This is a genomic window from Pedobacter rhizosphaerae (assembly GCF_900111155.1).
In the GTDB taxonomy this organism is placed as follows: Bacteria; Bacteroidota; Bacteroidia; order Sphingobacteriales; family Sphingobacteriaceae; genus Pedobacter; species Pedobacter rhizosphaerae.
Map to the genome: position 1 here is coordinate 66,749 of NZ_FOGG01000013.1, position 13,296 is coordinate 80,044.

7 protein-coding genes are annotated in these 13,296 nt (G+C 39.6%); all 7 read right to left on the reverse strand.

Translation table 11 applies throughout. The features are described from left to right. Positions 1–63 precede the first annotated feature (63 nt). Entirely contained in the window at positions 64–1,278 is a 1,215-nt protein-coding gene (locus BMX11_RS12240; protein WP_090884644.1) for a DUF4998 domain-containing protein, read from the reverse strand. Between the two features lie 36 nt (positions 1,279–1,314). Next, positions 1,315–2,547, reverse strand: coding sequence for a DUF5000 domain-containing lipoprotein (locus BMX11_RS12245; RefSeq protein WP_090884755.1), 1,233 nt, complete (start codon positions 2,545–2,547; stop codon positions 1,315–1,317). A 23-nt stretch (positions 2,548–2,570) separates the two neighbouring features. Then, positions 2,571–4,493 (reverse strand): RagB/SusD family nutrient uptake outer membrane protein, encoded by a 1,923-nt coding sequence (locus BMX11_RS12250; RefSeq protein ID WP_090884646.1) that lies wholly within the window; start codon positions 4,491–4,493, stop codon positions 2,571–2,573. After that, positions 4,493–7,789, reverse strand: coding sequence for a SusC/RagA family TonB-linked outer membrane protein (locus tag BMX11_RS12255; RefSeq protein WP_245738652.1), 3,297 nt, complete (start codon positions 7,787–7,789; stop codon positions 4,493–4,495). Before BMX11_RS12255 ends, BMX11_RS12250 begins: the two co-directional genes overlap by 1 nt. 349 nt (positions 7,790–8,138) lie before the next feature. Further along, complete coding sequence (locus tag BMX11_RS12260) at positions 8,139–9,731, reverse strand: solute:sodium symporter family transporter (RefSeq protein WP_090884650.1); 1,593 nt, start codon at positions 9,729–9,731, stop codon at positions 8,139–8,141. Positions 9,732–9,739: 8 nt separating this feature from the next. Then, entirely contained in the window at positions 9,740–10,762 is a 1,023-nt protein-coding gene (locus BMX11_RS12265; protein WP_090884651.1) for a GntR family transcriptional regulator, read from the reverse strand. Positions 10,763–11,347: 585 nt separating this feature from the next. Continuing rightward, positions 11,348–12,850 carry an alpha-L-fucosidase gene (locus BMX11_RS12270; RefSeq protein WP_090884653.1) on the reverse strand — a complete coding sequence of 501 codons (1,503 nt, stop codon included), beginning with the start codon at positions 12,848–12,850 and terminating at the stop codon, positions 11,348–11,350. Positions 12,851–13,296: the final 446 nt, after the last annotated feature.

A 13,296-nucleotide genomic window follows, 5' to 3' on the forward strand; every position in this document is an offset into this window, starting at 1 on the left:
TTTAAAAATATTCAAATTAATTTTCACCTGTAAATTAACATACTACAGGTGAAAATCAGGCATCTATTGTTTATTCCAAAAGGTTAATTCACTCATATTACTGTATCCCGATCCGGTTACGGTATGCAACACCCTGATGCGGATATATCTTACCGGAGGTGGATCAGCAAGCAAGTCAAATTTCATTGCATTTTTCCCGTCATCCGTACGGCTAACCTCTTTCAACAAAGTCCAGCCTTTTGCAATGGCTTCTGCTTTCCAGCCTGCATTATCTGCTCTTAATGTGGTAGCGGCATTGCTAATATCGTTAATTCCCCAAACTTCAAACTTATCAGGGTTGTTACAGCAATCCCGTCCGGTTTCTTCCATTTGAGCTAAATTAGCATAACTTTTACCCAGGTCGAAAGTAAGCACATGCGCGATGTAGCTGCCATCACTATGGAAAATATTTGGATACCCTTGTGGTCCAACGCTGCCATCCCAAAGCTTACTGATACTGGTTCCTGATTCGTAATAGTTCACATCATTTGGCAATCGTACCTCTCTAAACAACGACTTATCACACTGTTCGAGCGTAAAAATCCTTGGAAAAACAGAATAGTCTGAAACCGCAAACACATCTAAAGAACCCTGTCCGGGGATATACGACGACTTGTACTGTATCTCTGTACCTAGTTTATAATCAGCAAGTACCAGGGAATTGTCTTTCGGCAACAAAATTTTCTCTGAAACCACATTTGCCGTGTTGGTGTACTTAATTACCGTCGAAACATTAATCGTGTCTGGGGTATTAAAATTTAACTGAACGGAACCATTACTGTTTACCACATAAGGCGTTGTGGCATTATACGGCCTGTTAAGTAAGGCAGATTGGTACAATGGGCCAAAAACCCTGATATTTTTGGCTTCTATCGGAATAGAGCGATTGCCTTTACCATCATAAGAATAGATCGTAAAATTATAGGTGTATTCCCTTAAATTGGGAATGGTAACCTTAATGGTATCTGTTGGTTTATGGCTGGTAGCCTGCACCACTACAGAATCGGCATTATTGTTCCAATACACTACATATTTACTTATGCTTGGGTCGGGACTTGGATTCCACCATAATGCGGTACGCAGATTACCAGGCTTGCTGATGATGTTTGCCACACGCCCCGGATAAACGATTTCTCCATCTTTTAGATAATCTTTAAAAGCAAGATCATCTTTGGTACAGCCAATCAATACTGCAATGAGTAAGGCTATCAAACCAATATTTTTATAAATACTTTTCATCTTGAAATGATATTAAGATCAATTACTTTTCTAAACCTATCTTGGATCGCCATAGAAAGCCATTTCCATAGCATGAGCAAATGTTCCGCTAGACCAGGTGCTGCTAACCGAAAGGCGAACAAACCTCACTTTAGGACTAGCCAGGGGCAAATTGAAACTCACTCCAGCCTTAACAAAATCGTTATCGGCAGCGGTGTGGGCTACCGGTTTTGCGCCCGAAGGTGGATCTGGATAATTGTAATTGCCCATATTGGTCCAATCGCCAATTACGGTTCCTTCGGCGGCAGAAAGCGGAAGTTTGGCATCACGCGGAGCAGCAACATTAGAACCCCAGATCGAAAATACTTTTGGATTTCCGTGGCCAAAGGCAAATTTATCAGAACCATCTGGTCTTTCCCATAAAACGAAACGGCTTAGCTTAGCACTAACCCCTAAACCAAATGTGGCAATTGCCGGCATAGGCGCTCCTGGTTCGGTATGCCAACCATTAGAACTACCATCCGTTTTGCCATCCCACAAATATGGAAGGTCCCAGCCATAGGCAATTACCCCATCTGAAGGTAATCGATAAGCAGAGAATTTATTTCTATCCAGTAGCGTTTCAAAAAATGGTGTGATTGTTTTATAGGTCGTATCGGAGATATTTCCAAAGCTATCCATTACGTAGTAACCTATTTTCTTAGGTACGGGTTCGTATCCCCGAACGGAGTAATCTACCACAGGTAATTTGGTGTAGTGCTGATCAATCACATCTGATGTCTCTCCGGCACCCACGCCCAGTAAGATAATCCCTAAATTGTTTTTCAAAGCGTTATTCCCCGTAATTTTAAAACCGCCAAAATCTGCTTGTGCATCAACTGTTGGCTTAAATAAGAGATAAGGTGGGGTATCCGGATTTACCTTCACCACAACAGGATCTGATTTTACATCAGCCCTGCTTACCGCATAAAGCGTAACATCATAAGCTTGCTTCTTTGCAAAACCATCCACCATAATCGAATCAGAATAATAGCTGGATTTTGTTTCCCGGGTGGTAACGCCATTTATTTTATAACGTGCCAGAACATACAAAAGGTTTTTAGAATTGGGAAGCGTATAAGTAATGTATGCTCCTCCATTAAAATTATCGACCTTGATATTGCTTACCACATCGGGTTTAGTCATATCTGTTGAAGCTGGATCATTATAATCCTCCATCTTCTCGCAAGCTGTTAGTATGGCAACAGAAAACATGATTACCATCAACAGGCTGTTTTTAATATTTTTCATCTTCATTTAGCTTAAATATTTTATTACCACAATGGATTTTGGACCAAATTTGGATTTACAATCAAATCATAGCTTTTAATTGGCCACAAGTAATCTTTAATTCCAAAAACAGGGATAAATTGGGTAACCGGGCGATAATAATTTACAGCATCGGCATTATTGATACTCCATCCTTGAATTGGCGCGGTAAGTACCGATTGGAGTTCCTTCCAGCGGCGAAGGTCCCATCCGCTTTGCGCTTCAAAACACAGTTCAATTCTTCTTTCCTGATGGATAATCTGCCTCAGGCCATCCTTGGTATTAAATTTAGCAGGCGTTCTGGAAAAAGCTGCCCATGATTCCTGAACACCTTTTAGCCCTGCCCTTTTTCTCACCAAGTCCAGGTAAGAGAAAACCTCAGCAGTTGGCCCGTTTACCTCGTTTAATGCCTCGGCATAAAGGAGGTACAATCCGGCTAACCTGATAATAGGCAACCTAAACTGTGATTGTTGAAAACCATCATCATATACTGAGGCATAACTCACCAGTTTTTTAGGCCAGTAGCCTGTAATATTCAGCCTGATGTTATCACTGGGTGCAGCCAGGCCATTTCCTCTTGCAGAAACATGGTACAATGGATTGCTGTTATCGTCCTGGTTATAACGGCCATTTCCAAACCAGATTCCGCCATCAAAAGCGATGTCTGCATAAAAGCGGGCTTCTCTGCCGAAATGTCCCTTTATAGTTTCATAACCTTCTTTGATATAATATCTGCTGGCAAAATCTCCGGTTTTAATGGTATTTCTTCCGGTGTAATCCCAGGTTTTATCTTCGTTGATTGGTACACCATTAGCCGTGTAAAAAAGTTCCTGGGTAGCTATTGGTGCAGAAAAAGTAGAAGGATTAGAGAAGGCATTTACAGCCGATTTTGGGGTTAACCTCGGTGTAGCAAAACCCTGGTGAGCAAATTCGGGGTTGGTGGCCCAAATCACTTCATTATTTAGCTCCCAGCGTTCGGTTACGGCATTCTGAACGTCTAACGTTACCTTTAACGAATCAGACAATTTACCTACCGTTGCTGGTGCAATAAAAGTATATAATTTAATACCCTGGGCTTCTGCAGCAGTGATTGCCACTTTCGCGGCATCGGCTGCTCTTCTCCATTTCTGCGCATCGAAAGCAGCTGGAAATAAAGCTACTCCATCTTTATCCTTAAAGCCTGCATAATCTGGATTACCATTAAACAAGGGACTTGCCGCAGTGGTTAACACTTCTGCTTTTACCGATAAGGCAATTACGCTGGTTACCCGTCCAAGCTCCGTGGCCTGACTGGTGATGACTGGCGGAAGATCCGGAGCTGCTTCATCTAGAAGTGATACAATATAAGCCACACTTTCGTCTACTGTTGCTCTTTTAATCCGTACCTCGTCTGTAGTGCTAGAAATGGATAAATTGGTTTTGATCAACGGAATTGGGCCATACATTTTAAAAAGCACATAGTGATAATACGCCTTTAAGAATTTGGTTTCTGCAATCCATCTTTTCTTCTCCGTTTCTGACAAATCGATGGGTTTATCGATATTTTCCAGCATGATGTTACAAATTCTGATAGATCGGAAAAGGCTATAACTGCCTTCCTGTCCATCCCAGGCATTTAAACCTGGATTTGCAGCCGTTTGGTTTCCACGAAGCAAGTTAAATCCCGTCCGATTGAATCCCTGATAATTATCCAGTGTATTAGAATAGATCAATTCGGAGGAAGTGGTAAATCCAGGATTAGACGAAACATCGGCCATGCGCTGAAGGTAGGCGTAGCAGGAATAAAGGTAGTTTTCTGCTTCGTTTCTATTTCTAAAGGCATAATCAAGCGTCCCCAGGTTATCTGGAGTAATATCAAGGTATTTTTTGCAGGATGCTCCTGTTAACAACAAGATAATAACGCAGGTATATTTTAAAGCTTTTTTCATTACAGGGTTACGTTAAGACCAACATTGAATACTTTTTGAATTGGGTAGGCAAAGCCATTTCCGCCTTGCTCCGGATCCCACATTTTGAAAGGGCTCCAGGTTAACAGGTTCAATCCGTTAAAATAAATCCGGGCAGATGAAAGTTTAATTTTTTTAGAAAACTGTTGTGGTAGTGTGTAACCAATTTCTACAGATTTCAAACGTAGTAACCGGCCATTTCTCATCCACCAGGTACTGGTTTGTGCGTTGTTTTCTAAATCTACAGGGTTAACTGCCAGCCTTGGATAAAGGGCATACAGGTTCTGGTTTTCTGGCGACCAATGATCGGCAGCAAAATCCTTTAACAGTTGTGTATTACCTAAAATCCATTCCTGATCGCTCGGTACAAAAGGACTCACCTTTCTCGGGTCGATAAAAAATGTCATTCTATCTTGCCCGGTAAAGAAAGCCGAAAGGTCAAATCCTTTGTACGAGGAGCTAAAACCAAAACCGTAAACAATTTCTGGCGATTGCGGGAAACCGATGTAAGCTTTATCACCATCATCAATTTTTCCGTCGTTGTTTAAATCTCTGTACTTAATGTCTCCACCCCTTGGTGGCTTACCTCCGGTAGAGAAAATCTGAGTTGGCGAGTTCGCCACCTCTTTATCATCTACAAATAAGCGCTCGGCAATGTAACCATAGTTTCTGCTAATGGCCTGACCAGTGGTATAGCGGTAAGCTTCAGCCCATTGTGGCTCTTCGTAGTTAATGTATTTGTTTTTGGCAAATGTGAGGTTAGAGCGCACAGCGAAAGAAAAATCGTTTACATTGAATTTGTAATCCAACGACAGATCTATTCCTCTTGAACGTGCCTTACCGATGTTGGCACCGATATCCGGAACGCCTGTTTTCGGATCAATAGCCTCTAAGCCTAAGGTACTCGGTACATTCTTGCGAATCATGTAGATATTGTAGCGCAAATTATTGTATACCTCTGCAATGATGTTCATGTTTTTGAACAGGGTCATTTCGAGTGCAATATTCGTTTGCCTTGAAGTTTCCCAGGTAATATCGGTATTCTCATAGCTATTGATGTATACACCAGGGCGGTTAGAACCCTTATTAAACCCAAACTCTGCATAGTTTCCACCACCATTCAGATTTACATCAGATTTGTAGAAGAAACGTTGAGAACCAATGGCATCATTACCCACTAAACCAAAGCTTCCTCTTAATTTTAAGCGATTAACAACGTTTGAAAATCCACTCCAAAACTTCTCATTAGATACAATCCATCCTGCACCAATGGTTGGGAAAAAGCCAAAGCGATGGTTTTCTGAAAAACGTTCAGAGCCATTATAGCCAAAGTTAGATTCTAAGAAATATTTTCCCTTGTAGGAATAGGTCAGCCTTCCCGCTAAACCGATATTACGGTATGGAAGTGAGTACTGTAACGTTCGCTGTTCGGTTTTAGGATCCTTGGCATTATTATATACCGTTTGTTGGCCAGTTCCAATTAAAACCCCACTTACCGAATGATTACCAAAAGTACGATCATAATTCAAAGCGGCCTGCCCGTATAAAAAGGTATTGATGTTAGGCTCACCTGCATTATAGCTTAGATACTCCTGGGCAATATTCGGTGCATTATTCACCACCGAGGAATTTAACCAGTTGAGCACATATTGATTGCTTTGGCGATCATATGATCCTACGTTGTAGTAAAATGGCGAATAAGCCATTTGCGAATCAAAATAAGAATACCGGTTGGTACTGAAGATAGACCTGAATGACAATCCCTGGGTTATGAAATCAAATTTTTGATTGAGTTCAAACTGCGCCGACATCCGGGATTCGGAAGAATTTTTATGACCACGCAAAAGCGCCGCATAAGGGTTGTTGTAGAGTATACTGTTTACGCCGGTACCCCCAACATTTCCGAATAGAATATGCTGTGCATTGGCATTGGCTTTATCGGCAGGAAAATAAGCTGGAAACAGCACCGGACTGGTGTGTACGGCAACATTATACAAATCGGTAGAAAATCCACCGTCTGTAGCCAAAGGGCCATTATATTCACTAAAATTTCCTGCTAACCTTACAACTAATTCGGTTGATTTGGTTAAATCGATGTTGATGTTAGAACGGAGCTGATAATTCTTAAACTTAACATTGTTGTCGTTGTTGTTGCGTTCATCCTGATTGAGCACCCCATTATCCAGGTTGTAAGAACCAGCAATGTAGTATCTGGCAACACCGCCACCCCCACTCACACTTAAGTTGGCCCTTTGCGTGGATGTACGTTTTTTAAACAATAAGCCCAACCAATCTACCGCAGGATAAACATATTCATTATATCCTGGGCTTTTGTTTACTGTAGCTTGTGTATTGATAATTTGATTCTGTGTGAACTTAGGATCCATTCCTCTACCAATACTAGCTTCGTTATAAAGTCGCATATAGCTAATCGGATCTGCCAGTTCGAGATTTTGGGTAGATTGGGAAGAAGAATTCTCCAGCCTGAAGCTAATCTTGGCCTTTCCCTCCTTACCACTTTTGGTACTCACCAAAATTACACCGTTTGCACCGCGCGCACCGTATAATGCGGTGGCACTGGCATCTTTTAAGATAGAAAAGCTTTCAATATCATCTACCTGTAAGCGGGCAAGATCTGAACTGGTGAGCTCTACGTTATCAATCAAAATCAATGGATCTTGCTTATAACCGAAGGTTGTTACCCCTCTGATAAAGAACTGCGAGTTATCTTGTCCAGGTTGCCCACTGCGCTGATAGCCTATTACCCCCGCAATCTGCCCTGAAAGTGCATTGGTTAAGTTGCTTGATGGAATTTTAAGATTGGCTACCTTAACCGTAGTAACCGAACCAACTAAAGCTTCCTTGCGTTGTTTTTGGCCCAGGGCCGTGATCACCACTTCTTCTGAGAGCAGGTTGTCTTCCTGCAATTTGATGTTGATCACGCTGGATAATCCTATTGTTATGCGCTGTTCTTTGTAGCCCACATACGAGAACCGGATGACATCGCCAACCGCCACATCCAATACAAACTTTCCGTTGGCATCGGTTTGTGTGCCTACATTGGCTTTGTTAACCACAGCAATGGTCACACTTGGCAAACCTAACCCGAGCGTATCGGTAACCTTTCCGGTGATGGTTTTCTTTGTTGTTTGCTGGGCTGCCCCAATTACAGGGGTAAAAATCAGGAAAAATGCCACGATTGATCCAGTTACGATCAGTGCATTTTTAATCCTGTTGGGCATCGTTAAATACCCACAAAAGAAAAATAAGTGCTTCATTTGCTTTGTAGCCTTTAAATGTTGAATTCAAATAGTTTTTTTTGGAAATGATTGGTTTTTGATCCTACTATGATCTTTGAAGAATGTGTAAAATCAATTTGCTCTCCCTTAAAAAAAATAGAAGCCCTGTACTTTTTTGGTAGTTAGTTGTAGATTTTCTCATAAAATGTTTTTTTGGTTAGGGAAAACAGGATAATTGTACCGGCATGGTTTTTTGATTAATATGATACTCATTATCAATCACTCCAACTGTCCTATACTATACTATCCTACTTTTTCCGTATGCAATTATAGGTAAAAAAAATTATAATACAAGCGCTTAGAGAAAATAAGAGATTTTTTTAGCTGCTTAGGCTAATACATAGGGTGAAAAGAGGAAGAAAACCAGGGCCATGAGTACGATTAAAACGATGTGGTAATAATGTCTTTTATGCCATGGTACAATTTCAATATTATTATTGAGCACCAGTTGATAAGGTTTTTGATTGGGATAAAACCTGGATATGCTCAACATGAGTATAACAGTTACCACGAAAATGATGGCCAGTACGTGCAAATAATGGAGCGGAACGGTAAACACCCATTCGCTTAATACATAACAGGTAATAAAAAATATCATTCCGATTTTAGCTGCAATGGGCGGCATTTTTTTGGTGATAAAGCCCAGAAAGATAATGGTAAAGATTGGTAAGCTAAATATGGCACTTATTTTTTGAAGGTACTCGTAAAACCCATTTTTGGAGAAAATAATAAATGGTGCAAACGTCATAGCAAAAAGCGAAACACCAATTTGGAATAGCCTGCCTACGCGCAGTAGCTTTTTATCCGATAACTCCTTCCCTCGCTTCTCCTGAAAAGGCTTATACAGGTTTAGGATAAATAAAGTACTGGAACTATTTAATCCCGCATTAAAAGTGGTAATGGCTGCTCCGAACAATACACAGGCAGAAAGTCCGGTTAGTACAGGAGGTAGTACATCCTTAATTAACATGGGAAAAACCTGAGTGGTATTGGTTAACGCGGGATATACATGCACGGCGATTAATCCGGGCACATTAATTAACAGGGGGCAAAGTAGTTTAGCAAAACAAGTTAAGGCAATGCCTTTTTGGCCTTCTTCCAAACTTTTTGCGGCAAGCACCTGCTGGATAATATACTGTTCCATGCCCCAGTAATACAGGTTGATAATGAACATGCCGGTGAAAAGTGTTGGAAAAGGTACGGCATCTTTACTGCTGCCAATAGCGTTTAAATGTTCCTTTTTAGTCGATAGTATGGTGTGAAGTCCGGTATAGAAATCGCCATGCCCTAAATAGCGTAATCCGTAGTAAGGTAAGGCCACAATGAGTACCAACATACCTGCACTGAGTACTGTATCAGAAATGGTTATGGCTTTAAATCCGCCTAAAATGGTGTAAATAGAACCAATAAGCCCCATAACCCAAACAAAAATCCAAATACTCTCCCAGTAGGATAGCTTAAAGGCAGATAAATCGATCAGGTTACTAAAAGCAACCGAACCGCCATACAATACTGATGGCAGGAGATTGATGATGTAACTGAAAAGGAAAATCACGGAAACCAGGGTTTTCGCCTGTGGATCATATCTTTTTTCTAAAAAATCGGGAATGGTCCGGATACCGGTTTTGAAGTAGATGGGAATGAAAAATTCGGATACGATAATCATCGCCAGAATGGAGGAAATTCCCCATCCAATTACCGACATGTTATTGATGTACACAGATTCATTCTCTCCAATAAACTGATTGGCGCTGATATTGCTGAAAAATAATGAAGCGCCTATCAAGATAAACCCATTGGTTCTGTTGGCAAACAGAAATCCGGTTACGGTAGATCTTTGCGTTTTTCGTGACTTGAAATAAGAAATGGTTGCGGCCAAAACCGTAAACAACACAAAGCTGATAATCGCTATTGCTCCCAATTTATTTGTTATAAAGAATTTCTTCTGATAAGTTTATTTTCCATGACCACCGCAACAGGTGTTAAGCTAAGTACAAATTCAGCCGCCAATCGGCCCATCTCTGCAAAATCAATCGAAAACGTGGTAATGCCATCAAAAATGATCTCTTTAACATTATCATCGTTATGTGAGAGAATGCCTAAATCTTTACCCACCTGCAGGCCTTTTACCTTTGCGTCTTTTAAGATTTCCCACAATTCGAGATTATGAATGGTAAAATAAACCTTACCGGCCTCTATACTCCCCGATTCATAATGATTTTTAATCTTTCCGTTGATGTTATAAGCCTTAATAAATTTCTTAAAGGCAACCAAAACTTCTTCGGGCTCGGCAGAGGAGGGTTTAAAAAAGAAAACAAACTCCGAGAACTTTTTGATTTGAGGAGCTAATGCTTCAAAGGCATTGTAAGAGGCCTTTTTAAATTCCTGTACGATGTAAGAATAATCGCCCTTCAATTTTACATACCTGTCTACAATGAGTAGTTTATCTTTAGGAAGCTCTTCTAATAAATCAATGGCTTCCTTACTTTCCATAGGTGCAATAACATATAAGCCGTATTGTCCTTTATTGTTATTGATTATCGATTCGAAAACACTGAAATTATTGTGGTGAAAATAAACGTCGACCTGAATGTGCTCGCCCAGGTGATTACGGAAGTGCTGGTAAAAGGTTTCCTGGAAAGTATCAAAAGCATACATTAACAAGCAAACCTTAAGGTGTTGCTCTGTATTATCGGTAGCGACGAAGTACCCCCTTCTATTTTTTGATTCTAAAATACCCCTCTTAATCAATTCTTTATAAGCCTTCCCTATCGTTTCCTTGGCAAAACCCGTTTCTCTCATCATTTCATTTACAGAGGGTAATATATCTCCCCGGGCAATCATTTTATGATTCAAACCGTTGATGATTCCTTGTACCAATTGCTCGTGTTTGGAGAAAGAATTAATCATGCTTAAGGCCTTAATTTCACTAAAAAGGCTTTTCTTATCCATGCGTTACTATTTAGGTATTTGGTTAAATTAGATCAATTTTGCTCGAAATATAGAAATTTAATGCTAAAAAATTGGCAAATGTGTAAATAACCTGCCTCGCGAGAGCTTAATAATGAGTGAATTTAAAATGATTGAGTTTTGAATGACTGAATTTTAAATGATTGAGTTTCGAATGAGTGAATTAGTGAATTGCAAAGCGATCGCCTTTTCAATCATCAATCATTAATTTTGAATGAATGAATTTTGAATGAGTGAATACCTTTCCATTCTATAATTCTATCAATCTATCATTAATTTTGAATGAATGAATTTTGAATGAATGAATACCTTTCCATTCTATAATTCAATCTATCTACATTCTATCATTCACTCATTCTATCAATCTATAATTAATTTTGAATGAATGAATTTTGAATGAATGAATACCTTTCCATTCTATAATTCTATAATTCAATCTATCTACATTCTATCATTCACTCATTCTATCAATCTATCATTAATTTTGAATGAATGAATACCTTTCCATTCTATAATTCAATCTATCTACATTCTATCATTCAGTCATTCAATAATTCTATACTGCTATCATTCATTTCCTAAAAGAAACAATCCAAATTCTGCCAGTGTTGGGTTCAACCGGGAGGATAATATTTTAAATCTTACTTTCTTAGCAGTTACCGGATCAAATTTTAATAGTCGTTTGTAGCCCACGGTGGTGCCAACAGCAAAATTCTTCCATTCATTACCGTCAAAATAGGCTGCTTCAAATTGTTCTATACGTTGTCCAACTGCAATATTTTCTTGCAGCGAGAGTACATTAAAGGTTACGTTATTCGCCCAGCTGAATTCGATGGATGTTGTGGTGTCTTCACCTGCTGTTTTAAAATAAGTATTCAATTTTCCATCGAACATGGCTTTAACATTTTTACCAGAACTTGCATTGGCAGTAGCTGTTTTAGCGATATTATTGGAGAATGTATTTCTCATTTTCTTTCCGAAGGCTGCTAAATTTTTAACATCGCTATCGGCTATGAGGCCCTTGGTATTGGGTGGAATATTTAAAAGCAAAACTCCATTTCTACCTACAGAAGTGAAGTAGATATCCATTAATTTTTTAGGTGTTTTTACCTTTGCATCTTCGTTGGTATGGTAAAACCATCCCGGACGAATGCTTACATCTGTTTCTGCAGGGTACCATACCAAGCCTGTAGCATTCACCAATTTGTTACGGCTTCCACGATCCTGATCTTTGTAAGAGCCGGACAAGGTTGGGATTACATTCACTTCTTTCTGTGACAAGGCAGCAATTTTTTCCTGGCTTTGTTCTGCCATAGGCAATACGCTCCATTCTGTTTCCCTTCCAACACCAGTTTCTGTTCCTACCCAGCGTACATCAGGTCCCTGAACGGCAATAACGGCCTGAGGCTGTAATTTTCTAATCAGGGCATACCAGGTATTAAAATCATACACTTGCTTTTTACCATTGGGTCCCTCCCCATTTGCACCATCAAACCAAACTTCGTCTACCTTTCCATATTGAGTCAACAACTCCGTTAATTGATTAACAAAATACGTATTGTAAGCAGCTGTTCCGTATGATGCATGATTGCGGTCCCATGGCGACAAATAAACCCCAAAGCCGATGTTGTATTTTTTACAGGCATCAGCAACTTCCTTTACAATATCACCCTTTCCTTCCTTGTAAGGAGTGTTTTTGATACTATGTTCGGTAAATTTACTTGGCCACAGGCAGAAACCATCGTGGTGTTTAGCTGTAATAATGGCTTGTTTAAAACCTGCTTCCTTAATGGCTTTTACCCATTGCTCGGCATCCAGTTGTTCGGGGTTAAACTTAGAGATATCTTCTTTCCCATCGCCCCATTCTCTATCGGTAAAAGTATTGATACCGAAGTGGAAGAAAGCTGTTAATTCCAGCGTTTGCCAACGCAATTGCCTTGGTGATGGGACTACATTTGCTGCTTTGGCAATTATTGTACTTTGGCTATCGCCGGGCGAAATGGTAACGATACTTTTCTGAGCATATGCTTGAGAGATTAATAGGGAAACAAAAATTATGGTCTTTTTCATTTGTTAGTTGATGAGGAGAACAAATTTATAAGATTTAATATAGGTTCAAAACCAAAGTCCCCCTCTAAAAGGCAACTTAACCAGGCGCAAACTTTGCAGATCAATTTTTATCTTGTTGTGATTCATATACATTCCATTTTGTATCTTTTTTTAAGGTAATAAACAAACGTTTGACATGCTCATAAACAGGTAGCATTTTAAATATGCTAATATTCTTTCACTTTCTGGACTCAAAAACAAAAACTACAAAAGCATCTACAAAATACTACAATCAATTTATATTCAATTATCAACTTACAGGAGTACACGAAGCAGCATAAGGGTTCAATCTATCTAAATCCAAAATTCATTTAACTAGGTTATAAACTTCAGATATCTAAGTTGACACCTTGATTCTTTCCAACTACCTAATCCAATCTGACCAAAAAGAAAGAGATTTTCCAACC

What these genes read in the sequence shown, in the direction of transcription:
- BMX11_RS12240 (WP_090884644.1), bottom strand. Translation starts at nt 1,278, where the DNA reads ATGAAAAGTATTTATAAAAATATTGGTTTGATAGCCTTACTCATTGCA.
- BMX11_RS12245 (WP_090884755.1), bottom strand. Translation starts at nt 2,547, where the DNA reads ATGAAAAATATTAAAAACAGCCTGTTGATGGTAATCATGTTTTCTGTT.
- BMX11_RS12250 (WP_090884646.1), bottom strand. Translation starts at nt 4,493, where the DNA reads ATGAAAAAAGCTTTAAAATATACCTGCGTTATTATCTTGTTGTTAACA.
- BMX11_RS12255 (WP_245738652.1), bottom strand. Translation starts at nt 7,789, where the DNA reads ATGAAGCACTTATTTTTCTTTTGTGGGTATTTAACGATGCCCAACAGG.
- BMX11_RS12265 (WP_090884651.1), bottom strand. Translation starts at nt 10,762, where the DNA reads ATGGATAAGAAAAGCCTTTTTAGTGAAATTAAGGCCTTAAGCATGATT.
- BMX11_RS12270 (WP_090884653.1), bottom strand. Translation starts at nt 12,850, where the DNA reads ATGAAAAAGACCATAATTTTTGTTTCCCTATTAATCTCTCAAGCATAT.